This is a genomic window from Hydrogenophaga sp., assembly GCF_014773545.1.
Lineage (GTDB): Bacteria > Pseudomonadota > Gammaproteobacteria > Burkholderiales > Burkholderiaceae_C > Hydrogenophaga.
The window spans coordinates 1-17,192 of record NZ_SDDV01000010.1; the positions used below are offsets into that span (position 1 = coordinate 1).

The following is a 17,192-nucleotide window of genomic DNA, read 5'->3' on the forward strand; positions in this document are numbered from 1 at the left end:
GGCTGCGCCAAACACCATCTTTTGCAAGCCCTGCATCATGCAAAACGCGGTGGCCATGCTTGCGCACCAGCCACCGCGTCAGCGGTTTAGTTCAACTTTGATTTAAACGGCAAAACGCCGGATACCCACAATCGCTGCCGTTAAACAAAGTCGCCTAGCATCCCAAAAATGTGTTTGAAATCAAACCTGTAACGCATCATACTGGATGCATGAACAGGTTTAACAGATCCGATAAACCCGACTGGGTCCCTCCAAGGTCCGCCCGGCTGCTGGATCAGGTGCGCGAACGGGTTCGCTACCTGCACTACAGCATACAGACCGAGAAGGTTTACGTCTACTGGGCGAAGGCGTTTGTGTTGTGGACGGCACGCAGCGGTGGCGGTTTCCGGCACCCGCGCGAGATGGGGCAGGCGGAAGTTGAAGCTTTTCTGACCATGCTCGCCACCGAAAAGCAGGTCGCGCCGGCCACCCACCGGCAGGCGCTCAACGCGTTGCTGTTTTTGTACCGACAGGTGCTGGGCATGGAGTTGCCGTGGATGCAGCAGATTGGCCGGCCGCCGGAGCGCAAGCGCATCCCGGTGGTGCTGACGGCGCATGAGGTTCAGTCGGTGTTCGGCCTCATGACGGGCACCGAAGGGCTGCTAGCGGCCCTGCTGTATGGCAGCGGGTTGCGTCTGCGCGAGGCGCTGGGCCTGCGCGTCAAGGATGTGGACTTTGACCGCCATGCCATCGTGGTGCGCAGCGGCAAGGGCGACAAGGACCGGGTGGTGATGTTGCCCAAGGCGTTGATCGCTCGGTTGCAGGCGCAGCTGGCCCACGCGCGGGCGGTCTGGGGTCAGGATCGGGCGAGCGGACACAGCGGCGTGTTTTTGCCGCATGCGCTGGAGCGCAAGTACCCTCGGGCGGGCGAGAGCTGGGCGTGGTTCTGGGTCTTCCCGTCGCACAAGCTGTCGGTCGATCCGCAGACGGGCATCGAGCGCCGCCACCACCTGTTTGAGGAACGGCTGAACCGGCAACTGAAAAAGGCGGTTCTGCAGGCGGGCATTGCCAAACATGTGTCGGTCCACACCCTGCGCCACTCGTTCGCCACGCACCTGCTGCAGGCGGGCACCGACATCCGCACGGTGCAAGAACTGCTGGGGCACTCTGACGTGTTTGTCGTCACCTCAGAACCGCAATTGGTCGCGACGGACGGCGCAGGGTTGCACAACGCACACCACTCCCTCATTTGAGCGACTGGAAGTTTTGCATGAAATCGACTCCCCAGCCCGAGGCCGTGCGCCGGCCGCGCCGCCTCGCCCGCCTTGCCGGGCTGCTCGGCTTGGCCATGCTGCTGCCCCTGAGCAGCATGGCGCAAACCGCGCAAACCACGCCCCCCGCCCCGTCTGCCCTGCAGGTGCAGGTCTGGGCCGCCAGTTGCATGGCCTGCCACGGACCAGACGGGCGCGCCGAAGGCACCGGCTTGAGAATCGCCGGCATGCCGGCCCAGGAGCATCTGGACAAGATGCTGGCCTTTCAAAAAGGCACTCGCAGCGCCACCATCATGCACCGCCACGCCAAAGGCTACAGCGAGCAGGAACTGCGGCTGATTGCCGAATACTTCTCCCGCATCAAATAAAAGCGCCATCATGATCCAGCGACGTCTTGTGCTCCAGCCCGGCCTTGCAGATCACGGTGGTCGAGCCGGCCAGCGCATTCGTCATGTGCCCGCTGAGCAACCGGGTGCTGCACGGAGGCTTGCACCTGCGCGACATCACACGCTCCTACGCCCGCCTTGTCAGCAACAACCGCCTGCACTGGGTGCGCGCGCGCGCCGACGGCATCGAGGGCCTGGGCACGGCGGCGCAGCAGGCCGCCGTACCGCACGCATGGAAAGCCGGCCCGCAAACCGAGCAGTTGCGCAACATGCTGCGCGCCCTGCCCGACCAGGGCGTGGTCGCCATCAGCATCCCCAAAGTACCGTTCAGATGTCCGCCCGGACCGTATGAACGCGCCAGCCTGATCGCTGACTACCTCAGCACGCGCAAACCGCGCGCCAAGCTGCTGGTGTTCGACGCCAACCCGGAAATTCAGGCCAAAAAAGGCTTGTTTGAATCGGTCTGGGCCAGTCGCTACAGCAAGCTGATCGAGTACGTGCCCAACGCCGAGCTGAAGGCGGTCGACAGCGTGGCCGGCACGCTGGAATTCGATCTGCAAGGCAAGGTCAGCGCCCAGGTCATGAACGTGATACCGCCGCAGCGCGCCGGCCAGATCGCCCGCGCCAGCGGCTTGGCCAACGTCGACCAGCGCTGGTGCGGGGTCGATTTCCTGAGCTATGAATCAACCGCCGCCAAGGGCGTGTACGTGCTGGGCGACTCGATCTCCAGCGCCGGCCGGCCCAAATCGGGCCACATGGCGAACCAGCAAGGCAAGGTCTGCGCCGGCGCCATTGCGGCCCTGACCCTGGGCCAGGCGGTGCCGTCCGATCCCATCATTGCCAACACCTGCTACAGCTTTATCTCGCACAACGAAGTCGTCCACGTGGCGGCGGTGTACCGCTACAACCGCGAGCAAAGGGTGATGGCGGTCGTGCCAGGATCGAGCGGCGTCTCAACCCAACCGGGCCGAAGCGGTCTACGCCATGTCCTGGGCGACCAACATCCTCAACGACACGCTGGGCTGAAGCGGGCCCGCTTGCGTTTGTCGGAATAAAAAAACCCGCAGCATGCTGCGGGTTTTTTTCAGGCTAGGGCCACGCAGGCCGAAGCCGCTGGCGTCAAGCGATCAGTAACCGCCGCGACCACCACCACCGCCGCCGCCTTCACGACGGCCACCACCACCACCGCCGCCGCCGCCGTAGGGACTGCGGAAACCGCCGCCGTCACCACCGCTGCGGCCGCCGCCACCACCAAAGCCGCCGCCACCGCCGCCACCACCAAAGCCACCGCTGCGGGGTGGGCGAGTCTCCATCGGACGGGCTTCGTTGACCACCAGGCTGCGCCCACCCAGCGATTGGCCGTTCATGCCTTCGACTGCGGATTGCGCTTCCGAGTCGCTGGCCATTTCGACAAAGCCAAAACCTTTGGAGCGGCCGGTGTCGCGCTCCATCATGACCTTGGCGCTATTGACAGCGCCGTAGGCGCTGAAAGCCTGCTGCAGATCTTCGTCGCGGACGGTGTATGGCAGATTGCCGACGTACAGTTTGTTGCCCATTCTTGGGACTCCTCAAAACACTGGAAAAAATAGCGAGGCAGCCCCGTTAGCAAACAAACCTGTAGCACGCGAAACCGACCGATCACTTGTCATGCGAGCGCTTAAGTCACTCACCCGCCCATTATGCGCGCAAAGCCAGACTATCGGAGATTTTTTTTCAAAACCACCAGCGCTGCGCCGCATCCGCTCTGACCGCTGCCGTCCCGCGCAGCCGCATCCCTCTGGGTGGTCGAGGCGGTTCAATCTATACTTGCTGCGGCGCCGATAGGTTCCGGCTTGCGGGCGTTTTGGAACTGCCGCTAACGGGCATGACTTTGAAAGCCACCCCGGCAAATGAAAGTCCTGCCCGTTCTCCCTCACCCCCAACCCCTCTCCCGCATACGGGAGAGGGGAGCGAAGTGAGTCGCGGCCCGACTTTCACGTTAACGAGGTGATTGCCGGTCTTGCTCGTGGCTGCGCCGGGTTTTTGAATATTCGAAGCTGCTCCGCAGAGATAGAGCCGTGATCCCCTGCCTGATTGCCACGCCGCAAACGTTTCGCTTCACCGAGCCGCTGGCGCTGCGCAGCGGCGCCGTGCTGCCCGCCTACGAGTTGGTGGTGGAAACCTACGGCACGCTCAACGCCGCGCGCTCCAATGCGGTGCTGATCTGCCATGCGCTCAACGCCTCGCACCACGTGGCCGGCTGTCAGATCGATGCCAGCGGTCAAGCGCTGGCGCGCAGCGAAGGCTGGTGGAACAACATGATCGGGCCTGGCAAACCGGTCGACACCGAGCGCTACTTCGTCATCGGCGTCAACAACCTGGGTTCGTGTTTCGGCTCCACCGGCCCGACGCACCACAACCCAGCCACCGGCCAACCCTGGGGCGCTGATTTTCCCGTGCTCACGGTGGAAGACTGGGTGCAGGCGCAGGCGCGCCTGCTCGACGCCATGGGCATTCAGACGCTGGCCGCCGTCATGGGCGGCAGCCTGGGCGGCATGCAGGCCTTGAGCTGGACCCTGCAATACCCCCATCGTGTGCGCCACGCCGTGGTGATCGCCAGCGCGCCCAACCTGACGGCGGAAAACATCGCTTTCAACGAGGTGGCGCGGCGCGCCATCGTGACCGATCCAGACTTTCACGCCGGCCACTACCTCAAACACCACACCCTGCCACGGCGCGGCCTGCGCATTGCTCGCATGATCGGCCATATCACGTATTTGAGCGATGACGTGATGAATGAAAAATTCGGTCGCAGCCTACAGCCGCGCGCGGGGGAGGACAGCACCCGTGCCGCCGAACTCGCCTACCGCTATTGCACCCAGGAAGTGGAATTCCAGATCGAGAGCTACCTGCGCCACCAGGGCGACAAGTTCAGCGCGTATTTCGACGCCAACACCTATTTGCTGATCACACGCGCGCTGGATTATTTCGACCCGGCGCGCGCGTACGGCGGCAGTCTGCGTGCGGCGCTGGCACGCGCGCAGGCCAGTTTTTTGCTCGTCAGCTTCAGCACCGACTGGCGCTTCTCGCCCGCACGCAGCCGCGAAATCGTACAGGCGCTGATGGAAAACGGCCGCAACGTCAGCTACGCCGAAATCGATGCACCGCATGGGCACGACGCCTTCTTGCTCGACGACCCCCGCTACCACCAGCTGGTGCGGTGCTACTTCCAACGCAGCGTAGCGCAAGAGGTGGCGGCATGAGCGAACAAGCCATCATGGCTTCGATTGCCCGCCTGGTGCCGCGCGGCGCGCGCGTGCTCGACCTGGGCTGTGGAGACGGCGCGCTGCTGGCGCTGCTGCGCGAGCAGCGCGGCTGCAGCGGCTACGGCGTCGAGATCGACGATGCCAAGGTGCTGGCCTGCGTCAAGCGCGGTGTCAACGTACTGCAACTCAACCTGGAAGGTGGTTTGAGCCTGTTTGGCGACGACGCCTTCGACGTGGTGCTGCAAATCGACACCCTACAGCACCTGCGCAACGCACAGATCATGCTGCGCGAGACCGCGCGCGTGGGCCGCCTGGGCATCGTCGCCTTTCCCAACTTCGCCCACTGGCCCAACCGGCTGCACGTGCTGCAGGGCCGTATGCCGGTGACCAAGCGGCTGCCCTACCAGTGGTACGACACGCCCAACATCCGAGTCGGCACCTACGCCGACTTCGAGTTGCTGGCGCGGCGCAATGGGCTGACCATAGAAGACAGCTTCGGCCTGCACGAAGGCCGTGAAGTTCGCCGCCTGCCCAACCTGCTGGCCAGCACGGCGGTGTTTCGCCTGTCGCGCTGAACCAATCCAGCGGCGCAGCAAGGGCGGCACGAACTCCTGAATCAGACTGGAAAACACGGCTTACTTCGCGCTCAAGACGGCCTTGATCGGTCCGATATTCTTGGAAGAGAAAATGGTTTTCTCTTCGTTGTCTTGGCGCGCAGGGGCGGCCGGGGCGGTCGGGCATCATTTTCCAGGGCCACGGGCATGACATCGAGCTTCGTATTTGGCATCGCCGGGCGACTGCTGTCGGTTGGCATCGCCATCACCTTGGGGCTGGCCGCCTTGGCGGTGCTGGCGTACGTCAACCTCAACCAGGCCGCCCGCGTAGCGGCCTTCACCGAACAGCAGCGCGTGCCCCAGTTGCGTGCGGTCGACGACATCGAATTCAATATCGCTCGCACCGGGGGGGAGTTGCGCCACGCCATGCTGGCGCGCACGCCACAGGAAATGACTGAGGCACTGACCGACATCAGGCGGATACGGCAAACCGTCGGCGAGCTGCTCCAGGCTTATGAATTGCGTCTGAACTCGGGTGCGAGCCAGCTGCATTTTGAGCGGCTAAGGCCACGCAGCGAAGCGTTCTGGCGGGTGGTCGACGCCAATATCGCACTGATCGAACAAGGACAGCGCGACGAGGCCTTCGGCCACCTGGTGCAGGCCTTGGTGCCGGCGCGCAACGCCTTGCTGGCCGAGCTGGCGCAGGGTGCGCAGATCGAGGCACAAGGGCTGACGGCCGACATGGCCCAGATCCAGCGCGACATGCGCAACACCTCCAAGCTGCTTGCCCTGCTGGCGCTGATGATCGGGCTGGCGCTGCTGGCACTTTCCTGGCGCGTGGCCGCGCTATTGCGCCGGCGCGTGGCAGCGGCACGGGCCGTGGCCGAGCGGGTGCGCAACGGCGACCTGAGCACCCCGATTGCCGATGGGGCGCAGGACGAATTCATGCCGCTGCTGGCGGCCCTGCGCGACATGCAAACGGCGCTGACGGCGGTGGTTGTCGACGTGCGCCGCAGCGCCGAAGGGGTGGCGGCGGCCAGCGCCCAAATCGAGCGCGGCAACACAGACCTGTCTCAGCGCACCGAACAGCAAGCCGCCGCGCTGGAACAAACCTCTGCCTCCATGACACAACTGGGCTGCACGGCGCGCCAAAATGCCGACCATGCGCGCCAGGCCAGCCAGCTCGCCGCCAGCGCCAGCGCCGTCGCGGTGCAAGGTGGCGTGGTGGTCGGGCAGGTGGTGCAGACCATGCACGATATCAACACCAGCAGCCGCAAGATCAGCGACATCATAGGCGTCATCGATGGCATTGCGTTCCAGACCAACATTCTGGCTCTCAACGCCGCGGTCGAGGCCGCGCGGGCGGGCGAGCAGGGCCGGGGATTTGCGGTGGTGGCCGCTGAAGTGCGCCATCTGGCGCAGCGCAGCGCCGAGGCCGCGCGCGAAATCAAAGGGCTCATAGGAGCCAGCGTGCAGCGCGTCGAACAGGGCAGCCAACTGGTCAATCAAGCCGGCTCGACCATGCAGGAGATTGTGCAATCGATCCAGCGCGTGACCGATATCGTGGGTGAAATCAGCAGTTCCAGCGCCGAACAAAATACCGGGGTCGCACAGGTCAGCGAGGCGGTGGCTCAGATGGACCAAAGCACGCAGCAAAACGCTGCCCTGGTGCAAGAGAGCGCAAGCGCCGCCTCCAGCCTGCGTCAACAGGCGCAGCAACTGGTGCAGACCGTCGGCGTGTTCAAGCTGCCAGGCGCAGCAGGCGCGAGCGCCGCTCAGGCACCGGCCACGTACCCGACGGCGCCACCGGCGCGCGGGCGCAGCAGCACAGTGCACAAAGCCGTCTACGCGCCCGCCCACGCGGGCCGCAAGGTCAGCGGCGATCAGGCCTCGAGTCGACCGACGTCGGCAGCGGCCGCTGCGCCACAGCGAAGCGGCACCGACGACTGGGAAAGTTTTTAAGGCCCAAGCCCTCCGGAACACAGAATGAACGCATCAAGCCGATCGACCCAGTTGGCGCAAGCCGCCAACACCAGCAGCAACACCGCGCGCACCGAACTACTCACCTTTTGCCTCGGTGCGGAGGAGTACGGCATCGACATTTTGCGCGTGCAGGAAATTCGCTCCTACGAAGAGCCGACACGGATTGCCCATGCGCCGGCCTTCATCAAAGGCGTTGTCAACCTGCGCGGGGTGATCGTTCCGGTGGTCGACCTGCGCCTCAAGCTCGGTTGCCAGCAGGTCGAATACAACGCTTTCACAGTCGTGATCGTGCTCAACCTGCGCGGGCGCGTGATCGGCGCGGTGGTCGACTCGGTGTCGGACGTGCTGCACATCCCGCCCGAGCACATCAAACCCGCGCCTGAGCTCAACGCCATGGTGGACACCAGCTTCATCACCGGCATTGCCAGCGTGGGCGAGCGCATGCTCATTCTCATGAACATCGAGGCGCTGATGTCGAGCGCCGACATGGGGCTGATCGACGCCGCCCCGGCCCTGACTGCCTGACGACCATGCAATACCTGATGCGACAATTTTCCATCCGCACCCGCATGTTGGGTGCAGTCGGCGTGGTTTTGCTGCTGCTGCTGCTCATTGGTGGTGCCGGCCTGTGGGGCCTGATGCGCATGCAAGCAATGAGTGCGCAGTTCTCCGAGCGCGCCTTCGGAGCCGCCGTGACGCTTGTGCGCCTGCAAGTGGCGCTGGGCGATCTGGGGCGCTTCGAAAAAGACATGGTGATTGCGTATGCAACCCCGGCCGATGTGCGGCGCGCCCAGGCCGGTTGGCAGACGGCGCACGAGTCGGCGCAGCGTCAACTCGAACAGGTGTTCGTCGGCACCGAGCTGCAAGACAGCGACCTGGTGCGCGCCATGCAGCAGCAATTGGCCGCTTACGCCGCCGCCGTGCATCCGGTGGCGCACCAACTCATCGCCAGCGGCTACGAAACCGCCAGCGTGGCCAACCGCATGCTGGGCGGTGCGCACAGCCAGTTCGACGCCCTGCGGGCAAACATCGAGCGGGCGCAAGACGCGCTGACGGCGCAGGCAGATCGACTCAGGCAAAACGAAGCCGCCATCAGCCAGCAAACCCGGTGGCTGTTTGGTTTGGCCGTGGCCTTGGCCGCGCTGCTGGTGCTGCCCACCACGCTGATCAATATGCGCAGCATTTGCCGGCCGCTGGAAAAAGCGCAGCGTCTGGCCCAGGCCATCGCACAAGGCGATTTGACGCAAGCGGTGCGGGTCGATGGACGCGACGAGTTGACCAGCCTGATGCGCGCGCTCGACGGCATGCAGGCCGCGCTGGCCCACATCGTGGGCGAGGTGCGCAACGGCACCGAGAGCATGGGCAGCGCCAGCACGCAAATTGCCAGCGGGAATCAGGACTTGTCGAATCGGACCGAACAGACCGCTCATCGGCTGCAACAAACCGCCGCCAGCTTAGCGCAGCTCACCAGCACGGTGCGTCAGAGCAGCGAATCGGCGCACCAGGCCGTGCAAATGGCACAGAGCAACGCCGACACGGCCGCACGCGGCGGCCAAGTGGTCGCACAGGTCGTCAGCACCATGGACGAAATCAACCACAGCAGCCAGAAAATCGGCGACATCGTCGGTGTGATCGACAGCATTGCCTTTCAGACCAATATCCTCGCGCTCAACGCCGCCGTCGAGGCCGCGCGCGCAGGAGAACACGGCCGCGGCTTTGCCGTCGTCGCCACCGAGGTGCGCAACCTGGCGCAACGCAGCGCGCAGGCGGCCAAAGAAATCAAGGGCCTGATCGAAGCCAGCATGGAAAAGGTGGGGAACGGCTCGCAACTGGTGGCCCAGGCCGGCAGCACCATCGGAGAAATCGTGACCAAGGCCAAGCAGGTCTCGGCCTTCATCAACGACATCACGACCGCTGCTCGCGAACAATCGCAGGAGATTGAACAGGTCAACACGGCGGTCACACAGCTCGATCAGATGACGCAGCAAAACGCCGCGCTGGTCGAGCAAAGCGCGGCCGCTGCCGCCAGCCTGCGCGATCAGGCCGGCCGTCTGGCCGAGCTGGTGCGGGTGTTTCGCCTGCCCGGCCCCGGCAGCGAACAAGCCACCTGAGCGCGGGCACATTCAGCCGTCGAACGCGCATATGTCTGACAGCACGCACAACTCCTTCATCCTCATCGACGGTGTTGCGCTGGCGCTGTATGACTGGCCGCTGCCCCTGCGGGTGCGACCGCGTGCGGTTGTCTTGATTGTGCATGGCTTGGGTGAGCACGCCGGGCGCTACGTGGCGCTGGCCCAGCGCCTCAACGACTGGGGTTTTTGCGTGCGCGCCTACGACCAGCGCGGCCACGGTGAATCCAACGGAGCACGCGGCGTGCTGGCTGCCGACAACATCTTGCTGCAAGACTTGGGCGAGGTACTGCGCGAGACGCGGGCGCAACTGTCGCAGCCCTGGTCTTGTCCGCTGATTCTGCTGGGGCATAGCATGGGCGGCCTGGTGGCAGCGGCCCTGGTCGAGCGCCAACCAAGCGCAGTCGACGCACTGGTGTTGTCCTCACCCGCCTTGGATCTGGGCCTGGGTGCGTGGCAAAAATTCATGCTCAGTCTGCGCTACCGACTGGCCCCCGATCTGACGCTGTCCAGTCGACTCGATCCGAGCAAAATTTCACACGCTCCGGCCGTGTTTGAGGCTTACCGCAACGACGAGCTGGTACACCGCCGCGTGTCAGCCCGGCTGCTGCGCTTCATGGAGCGGGCCGGTGCACGCGTGCTGGCGGCCGCGCCGAACTGGCGCACGCCCACTTTGTTGCTGTACGCCGGTGCCGACGAGCTGGTACGCCCGGCTGGCAGCCGGGCCTTTGCCGCGGCCGCTCCGGGTCATCAGGTGCGCAGCCATTGCTTCGAGCAGATGTATCACGAAGTTTTCAACGAAACCGATCCATCAGATGTCTATGCCGCGCTCATCGTCTGGCTCGATCAACTGATCCCGCGCCGCTAACCCCTCTGCCGCACGCGGGAGAGGGGAGCGAAGTGAGTCGCGGCCCGACTCTCACGTTAAAGGCTTGGCTGAACTGAGCTGCTTGCTGATGATTCCAGCCAGCTCGAACATACTCACCTGCGGCTGGCCAAACAAGGGCGCGAGTTTGGCGTCGGCGTTGATGCGGCGTTTGTCAGCGCTGTCTTGCAAGTTGTGGGCCTTGATGTAGTCCCATAGCTTTTTGATCGCCTCGGTGCGCGCCAGCGGTTCGGCGCCAATCACCGCCGCCAAGGCGGTGCTGGGTTGCAGCCCGCGGCCCGGCGTCGGCTTGGCGGCGGCCTTCTTCACCGGCGCCGGCTTGGCTGCTGCGGTTTTGACGCCCTTGCTGGCGGCGCTTTTCACTGCCCCCTTGCTGCTTGCGGCCTGGGCCGCTGTTGCGCCCGTCGGCTTGCGCGGCGGGAATTTGCTGGCGCGCGGCTCGAACTCGAAGTTCACCTTGCCGGCTGCCGCGTCCCAAACCAAAAAAGCCTTGAAGGCGCGGCGCGTGCGCGCAGAGACGAATTTGTCCAGCAGGTCGGTCTTGCCGGTCTGCAGCAGCTTGCTCATCTGCTCGCGCGCGACCAGTTGTTGCAGGATGATCTTGCCGCTCTTGAAGTCGCAGCTTGGTGTGGCCTGAGCGTCGCTTGGCAGCGATTTTTCGCACACGTAGTTGGCGCCGTGCTCGTGCACCGGGCTGTTGCATTTGGGGCAGGCGCCGAGCGACTCGCTGGCGCTGAAGTCGACCCGCTCGCCGCTCGCTTCGTTCTTTTTGTCGTCGCCGAAGTCGAATTCGAGCTTCCAGTTCTTGTCTTCTTCGTTGAACTTGAGCACGATCTCGGCCACGAACGGCCAGCCGGCCTTGGAGCGAAAGCCTTCCAGCGGGCCGATCTTTTTGTCCGCCAGCAAACGCTCGGCCTCATCGGGCTCAAAAGTGCGGCCGGCCGGCGACTTGCCAAACGAAAAGCCGCAGCCCTCACTCTGACCGTCGGCGCCGCTGCAGGCGTAGCGGCGGTAATTTTCTTTCACCACGCCGGCGCAGTTGGGGCAGGGTGTGTGCAGCGTGGCGTAGTTGCCGGGCACGCTGTCGCGGTCGTGCTCTTTGGCCTTCTTGACCATGCGCTCGGTCATGGCGGCGATCTCAGCCATAAAAGCGGCGCGTGAAAGCCGGCCCTGCTCCATTTGCGCGAGCTTGTATTCCCAGGCGCCGGTGAGCTCGGGTTTGGTCAGCTCCTCCACCTGCAGGCCGCGCAACAGCGTCACGAGCTGGAACGCCTTGGCGGTGGGGATGATCTCGCGGCCTTCACGCAGCATGTATTTTTCGCTCAGCAAACCTTCTATGATGGCCGCGCGCGTGGCGGGCGTGCCCAAACCTTTGTCCTGCATCGCCTGACGCAGTTCGTCGTCGTCGAGCAACTTGCCCGCGCCTTCCATCGCACCCAGCAGCGTGGCCTCGGAGTAGCGCGCCGGTGGTCTGGTCTTGAGGCCCTTGGCCTCGACCAGCTCGGCGCGAACCGATTCACCCGCGCGCACCGGCACCAGGCTCTGGCCCTTGTCGCCCTCTTTTGCGCCCTCCACGTCTTCGGCCGCTTCCTTGCCGTAGACCGCCATCCAGCCCGGCTTGACCAGCACCTTGCCTTCGGTCTTGAAATGCTGGTTCAGCGCTTTTGAAATACGCGTCGTCAACATGAACTCGGCGCTGGGAAAGAACACCGCCAGGAAACGGCGCGTCACCAGTTCGTAGAGTTTTTGCTCGGCATCGGACAGCCCGCTGGGCGCTTGCAGCGTGGGGATGATGGCAAAGTGGTCGCTGACCTTGCTGTTGTCGAAAATGCGTTTGCTCGGGCGGATGTAGCCCTTGTTCAGCGCGGTCAGCGCGTGTGGCGCCAGTTGCGTCAGGCCGCTTGCGGCCAGCATCTCAAAGGTCTGCTTGACGGTGGGCAGGTAGTCCTCGGGCAGGGCGCGCGAATCGGTGCGCGGGTAGGTCAGCGCCTTGTGGCGTTCGTACAGGCTTTGCGCCAGTTGCAGCGTGGTCTTGGCCGAAAAACCAAAGCGTCCGTTCGCCTCGCGCTGCAGGCTGGTCAGGTCGTACAGCAAGCCGCTGGCCTGCGTGCTGGGCTTGCTTTCTTCGCTGACGCTGGCCGGCTGGCCGCGCACCGCTTCGACGATGGCCAGCGCCTCGCGCTGGCTCCACAGACGATCGGCGCGCAGTTCGGCGTCGGCGGCGTCGCCAGCCGGTTTCTTGAACGCCGGGTCGAACCATTTGCCCGGGTACGCGCCGGCCTCGGCCAGAAAACTGGCGTGAATTTCCCAGTAGTCGCGGCTGCGGTGGGCGCGAATCTGCTCTTCGCGCTCGACCACAATCGACAGCGTGGGCGTTTGCACGCGGCCGACGGTGGTGAGAAAGAAGCCCCCGTCGCGCGAGTTGAACGCCGTCATGGCGCGCGTGCCGTTGATGCCGACCAGCCAGTCGGCCTCGGAGCGGCTGCGCGCGGCGTCGGCCAGACCCTGCATCTGGGCGTCGCTGCGCAAGTGCTCGAAACCGTCACGGATGGCCGCCGGTGTCATCGACTGCAGCCACAGGCGCTGCACCGGCTTGCCCAGGTTTTGATAAGCGCCGCTTTTGATGCCGCCGGCGTATTGCTCGATCAGGCGAAAAATCAGCTCGCCCTCGCGTCCGGCGTCACAGGCGTTGATGAGCTGGCCCACGTCCTTGCGCTTGGCCAGCTTGACCACGGCGGACAGGCGCGACTTGGTCTTGTCAATCGGTTTGAGCTCGAAGTAAGGCGGCAGCACCGGCAAATGGGCAAAGCTCCACTTGCCGCGTTTGACGTCGAATTCCTCGGGCGCCGCAATCTCCAGCAGGTGGCCCACCGCAGAGGTCACGACGTAGCGCTCGTTCTCGAAATGGTCGTCGTGCTTGTCGAACTTGCCCGCCACCGGAGTGAGCGCGCGCACGATGTCCTGAGCCACGGAGGGCTTCTCGGCAATCACCAGGGTTTTGCCCTGCGCTTGAGTTTTCGCCAGACCTACAGTTTTCATCTCTACAATCGGTTTTCTCGCGCGTGTGCACGCGCCCCTGGGTCTGCGCGCTCGCACGCACCCGCATGGGTCAACCTTACCAAATTTTCGGCTGCGGCCACCCAATTTCGCCCGCCTGACGGCTGGCGCCCAAGCGTAGCCGCTTGGCCCGTCGTGCTGGCTGTCGCAGCGCCCATTTGTTCATGCCTGAAACTCTGTTGTCGCACGCCGAATCGCTCTGGCAGACCTTGGCGCGCAGTCTGCCGGGGCTGACGGTCGAGGTGCTCAGGCGCATCGACTCGACCAACAGCGAGCTGATGCGCCGCGCCCGCGCCGGTGTGATCGAGCCGGTGCTGCTGGTGGCCGAGGAGCAAAGCGCCGGGCGCGGGCGCCTGGGCAAAGCCTGGCACAGCCAGGCCGGACAATCGCTGACGTTTTCGCTCGCCCTGCCGCTGGCACCGACCGACTGGTCTGGCCTGTCGCTGGCGGTGGGGGTGAGCCTGGCGCACAGCCTGCACCCCGAGGTGCGGCTGAAATGGCCGAATGACCTCTGGCTGCAGCAGCGCAAACTGGGCGGCATTCTGGTCGAGACGGCGGCCTGCGCCGCGCCCGGTTCGCGCCAGCGTGTGGCGGTGATCGGCGTTGGCCTCAACCTGGCGCGCCCGGCGGCGGCGGCGCTGGCCGCGCTGACGTGCGCTCCTGCCGCCCTGCCGGCGCAAGCGCCGGCCGGGCTGTCCGAGCTGCTGGTGGGCATTAGCGCGGGCGAGTTGCTCGAACGCGTCGCCCCGGCACTGGTGCGCGACCTGCTGGCCTTCGAGTCACAAGGTTTTGCTGCTTTTGCGCTGCGTTTTGCCCAGCGCGACGCGCTGCGCGGTCTGCCGCTGCAACTCTCGGACGGCACACAGGGAACCGCCTGCGGGGTCAACGAACAAGGCGCGCTGCAGTTGCTGACCGCGCACGGCATGCGCAGCGTGAACCATTCCGACCTGAGCGTGCGGCCATGCTGAGGTGGGCGATTGCGCTGCTGCTGCTGGCCAACGCCGGCTATTTCGCCTGGTCGCAAGGGTATCTGGGCCCGCTCGGACTGACCGCGCAGCCGCAACGCGAGCCCGAGCGGCTGCACACGCAGCTCAGGCCCGAGGCGCTGCGCTTGCTCGATGGGCCAGCGCCTGACACCGCGCAGACCGACCCAGGCGCTCCAGCGGCAGCGACGCCCAGCGTTGCACCGCTGGCAGACCCGGCGCAAACCGACGCGCCAGCTCCCAGCGCGCCAGCACCCAGCGCAGCCGGCGCATGCTGGCTGGCCAGCGGTTTCAGTGCGGCGCAGGCCGACGCTTTGCGCGCCGCGCTGGCGCTGCTGGACCTGCCCAGCGCGAGCTGGCAACTCACGCCGACTGGCAGCGGTGGGCGCTGGATCGTCTACATGGGGCGCTTTGACAACCCACAACAGCTCGAACGCAAGCAAGCCGAGTTGCGCGCGCTGCAAGTCGAATTTCGCAGCGTCAACACCGCTGGCCTGCGTCCAGGGCTGGCACTGGGCACTTTCTCCAGCGAAGCGGCGGCGCAACAAGCGCTGCGCGATCTGCGGCCCCAGGGCGTGCGCACCGCGCGCGTGGTGCTGTACCGGACTGAAACGCTCAGCTACACCCTGCGCCTGCCGCAGGCCAGCGCGGCGCAACACGCCGCCGTGGCCGCGCTTGGGCCGGCGCTGGCGGGTCGAACGCTACAGCGCTGCGAATAGTTGAGCGCCGCTGGCGCGGGTTCAGCGCCGCTGGCGCATCGACCAAGCCAGCGCCAGCACCCAAGCCCACAGGCCCAGCACCCACAGCAGTCCGCTGGCACCACCACCGCCACCGCCCGCCACCGGTGGCGGAACCGGTGGCGCCAGCACCTCCACCCGCACGCGCTCGCGTCCGATGCGACCGGCGCTGTCGGTCACGCTGAGCTGGAACACATGCACCCCCTCTACCGCACCCAGGCGCACCGTGGTGCTGGCCTGATCGGCGGCGGCGATCTGCGCCGGCGGGCCCTCAATCTGCTGCCACTCAAAGCGCTGCACGCTGTAGCCCGCAATGGCCTGGCTTTGGCTGCCGTCCAGCGTCAGCGTGGCGCCGGGCGCCGCAGCAGCCAGCGGCGCAATCAGCGCCGCCGGCGCACGGGCCTGCTGCAGCGCCAGCTTGGCGTCGAGCAGGCCGGCGCCGCAGGTGCTGGCGGTGCAATTGCAAACCCCAACCCCCGGCCGGTCGCACACCGGCAGATGCGCCTGCACGGTGTGCGGCCGGGTGCCCGCCTGCAAACGCTGGACCAGTTGCGACGGTGTCAGCGCCGGGTTGACGCTCAGCATCAGGCTGGCCACACCGGCCGCCAGCGGGGCGGCAAAACTGGTGCCCATGTCGTGGCGGTAATAGTTGTCCTGCGGCTGCGGCCTGGTGAGGCCGCTGTTGCTGGTGGAGAGCAGCAGCGAAGAGCGATCGGCCGCCTCGTTCGAACCGCCCGGCGCCGCCAGCGCCACACCGGCGCCAAAGCTGGAATAGTCGGCCTTGCTGCCGTCTCGGCGCACCGCGGCCACCGTCAGCACGCGCTGGCAGTTGGCCGGGCGGGTCAATGGAGCATCGGCGTTGCCGGCCGCCACCAGCACCAGCGCGCCGGCCTGGGTCACCGCGTCTATGGTTTCCTGGTAGGCCGGCGAGCACGGACCATCGCCGCCGAAACTCAGGCTGATGATGCGAGCCGGGGTCGGATTTTGGGGAACGCCAGCCACCGGCAGCCCGGCCGCCCAGCGCAGGCCGTCGAGCAGATCGGCCACCGTGGCGCCGCACTTGCCCGCGACCCGCACCGGCAACACCCGGGCGCCCCAATTGACACCCGCCACGCCACGCCGTTGTTGCTGGCGGCGGCGATCTGGCCGGCAATGAAGGTGCCGTGCCAAGAGCTGTAGCTTGGTTCACAAAAAGCAAACAGCGGCTGGCGCGCTTCGTCCCGCGTGATCCAGTCGCCCGGGTCGCTGGCGTTGTCGTCGCGGCCGTCGCCGTCGTTGGCCATGTGGAGTTCACTGACCAGGTCGTAACCCGGCAGCAGGCGAGCCGCCAGATCGGGGTGGTCAAAGCGCACCCCGCTGTCGACCACCGCCACCACCACGGGGCTGCCGGTGCTGTGGGCCGCCCAGGCGGCGGGCAGATCGAGCGCCGCGCGCTGCGCCTCTGTGGGTGCGTGCAAATGCCACTGCTGGCCAAACAGCGGGTCGTTCGGCGTCAGCGGCGCGGCTTGCTGGCGCACCAGCACGACGTTGGGCTCGACCCAGGCCACTTCCGGGTGCAGCCGGGCGCGCCGCAGCGCCTGCTCGAGCGCAGCACCCGACAAAGGCTGGTCAAAGCGCAGCAGGGGCGCAGCGCCGGCCAGCGCGCCCGCCTGCCCGGCCAGGCCGGCTTCGCGCGCCACGCGCGCGAGCCGCTCGTGGCTGCGGCGGGCCTGCCGCTCCCACTGTGCCTGGGCGCGTTCGGTCGGTGCATCGGCACGCGCCCGCTCAGGCGGCGCAGCCGCGTCAGCGGCGGGCTTGAGGCCAAAGATCAGCCCCAGGGCCACAGCAGGCGCTGGCTCTACATGTGCCAGCACCAGCCCAGGCAGGATCAGCGCCAGCACGGCCAGCACGGGCCAGCAGCCGCTGCGTTTGATTGCATTCATGGAATCGATCTCCGCTCAACAGTATCAAGCCGGGTATCACGCCGGCTGGCCCGGGGACGT

15 protein-coding genes are annotated in these 17,192 nt (G+C 65.9%); 11 read left to right on the top strand and 4 right to left on the bottom strand.

Going from position 1 to position 17,192, the window contains the following annotated elements; translation table 11 throughout:
* Positions 1 to 170 precede the first annotated feature (170 nt).
* The 3 genes from EST26_RS08135 to EST26_RS08145 are packed head-to-tail and all read left to right on the top strand — an operon-like array spanning position 171 to position 2,691.
* On the top strand, positions 171 to 1,232 hold the full coding sequence (locus EST26_RS08135; RefSeq protein ID WP_291066888.1) for an integron integrase: 1,062 nt from the start codon (positions 171 to 173) through the stop codon (positions 1,230 to 1,232).
* Positions 1,233 to 1,249: 17 nt separating this feature from the next.
* Positions 1,250 to 1,618, top strand: coding sequence for a class I cytochrome c (locus tag EST26_RS08140; RefSeq protein ID WP_291066890.1), 369 nt, complete (start codon positions 1,250 to 1,252; stop codon positions 1,616 to 1,618).
* A 26-nt stretch (positions 1,619 to 1,644) separates the two neighbouring features.
* Complete coding sequence (locus EST26_RS08145; RefSeq protein ID WP_291066891.1) at positions 1,645 to 2,691, top strand: NAD(P)/FAD-dependent oxidoreductase; 1,047 nt, start codon at positions 1,645 to 1,647, stop codon at positions 2,689 to 2,691.
* Positions 2,692 to 2,763: 72 nt separating this feature from the next.
* On the opposite strand, the gene EST26_RS08150 is transcribed toward EST26_RS08145, so the two are convergent.
* A complete protein-coding gene (locus EST26_RS08150) occupies positions 2,764 to 3,192 on the bottom strand; it encodes an RNA-binding protein (protein ID WP_291066892.1) in 429 nt (142 codons plus the stop codon).
* A 501-nt stretch (positions 3,193 to 3,693) separates the two neighbouring features.
* On the opposite strand from EST26_RS08150, the gene EST26_RS08155 reads away from it, so the two are divergent.
* The 6 genes from EST26_RS08155 (at position 3,694) to EST26_RS08180 (ending at position 10,415) form a co-directional block, all read left to right on the top strand.
* Positions 3,694 to 4,878, top strand: coding sequence for a homoserine O-acetyltransferase (locus tag EST26_RS08155; protein WP_291066894.1), 1,185 nt, complete (start codon positions 3,694 to 3,696; stop codon positions 4,876 to 4,878).
* The gene (gene metW / locus EST26_RS08160; protein ID WP_291066896.1) at positions 4,875 to 5,456 is read left to right on the top strand and encodes a methionine biosynthesis protein MetW; all 582 of its coding nucleotides are present in this window, start codon (positions 4,875 to 4,877) and stop codon (positions 5,454 to 5,456) included. Before EST26_RS08155 ends, metW begins: the two co-directional genes overlap by 4 nt.
* A 186-nt stretch (positions 5,457 to 5,642) precedes the next feature.
* Positions 5,643 to 7,397, top strand: a complete 1,755-nt coding sequence (locus EST26_RS08165) for a methyl-accepting chemotaxis protein (RefSeq protein WP_291066897.1) — start codon at positions 5,643 to 5,645, stop codon at positions 7,395 to 7,397.
* Between the two features lie 24 nt (positions 7,398 to 7,421).
* On the top strand, positions 7,422 to 7,943 hold the full coding sequence (locus tag EST26_RS08170) for a chemotaxis protein CheW (RefSeq protein ID WP_291066899.1): 522 nt from the start codon (positions 7,422 to 7,424) through the stop codon (positions 7,941 to 7,943).
* Positions 7,944 to 7,948: 5 nt separating this feature from the next.
* Complete coding sequence (locus tag EST26_RS08175) at positions 7,949 to 9,529, top strand: methyl-accepting chemotaxis protein (protein WP_291066901.1); 1,581 nt, start codon at positions 7,949 to 7,951, stop codon at positions 9,527 to 9,529.
* Positions 9,530 to 9,560: 31 nt separating this feature from the next.
* Positions 9,561 to 10,415, top strand: a complete 855-nt coding sequence (locus tag EST26_RS08180) for a lysophospholipase (RefSeq protein WP_291066903.1) — start codon at positions 9,561 to 9,563, stop codon at positions 10,413 to 10,415.
* Positions 10,416 to 10,466: 51 nt separating this feature from the next.
* On the opposite strand, the gene EST26_RS08185 is transcribed toward EST26_RS08180, so the two are convergent.
* A complete protein-coding gene (locus EST26_RS08185) occupies positions 10,467 to 13,472 on the bottom strand; it encodes a DNA topoisomerase III (RefSeq protein WP_291066905.1) in 3,006 nt (1,001 codons plus the stop codon).
* Between the two features lie 182 nt (positions 13,473 to 13,654).
* Between EST26_RS08185 and EST26_RS08190 the strand changes: the two genes are divergently transcribed.
* Positions 13,655 to 14,458, top strand: a complete 804-nt coding sequence (locus EST26_RS08190; RefSeq protein ID WP_291066907.1) for a biotin--[acetyl-CoA-carboxylase] ligase — start codon at positions 13,655 to 13,657, stop codon at positions 14,456 to 14,458.
* Entirely contained in the window at positions 14,452 to 15,192 is a 741-nt protein-coding gene (locus EST26_RS08195) for an SPOR domain-containing protein (RefSeq protein WP_291066909.1), read from the top strand. Before EST26_RS08190 ends, EST26_RS08195 begins: the two co-directional genes overlap by 7 nt.
* Before the next feature lie 21 nt (positions 15,193 to 15,213).
* Here EST26_RS08195 and EST26_RS08200 read toward each other — a convergent pair whose 3' ends face one another.
* Positions 15,214 to 16,257, bottom strand: a complete 1,044-nt coding sequence (locus tag EST26_RS08200) for a S8 family serine peptidase (RefSeq protein ID WP_366474615.1) — start codon at positions 16,255 to 16,257, stop codon at positions 15,214 to 15,216.
* Complete coding sequence (locus EST26_RS08205) at positions 16,164 to 17,132, bottom strand: S8 family serine peptidase (protein WP_366474593.1); 969 nt, start codon at positions 17,130 to 17,132, stop codon at positions 16,164 to 16,166. The genes EST26_RS08200 and EST26_RS08205 overlap by 94 nt, the downstream gene beginning before the upstream one ends.
* Positions 17,133 to 17,192 lie beyond the last annotated feature (60 nt).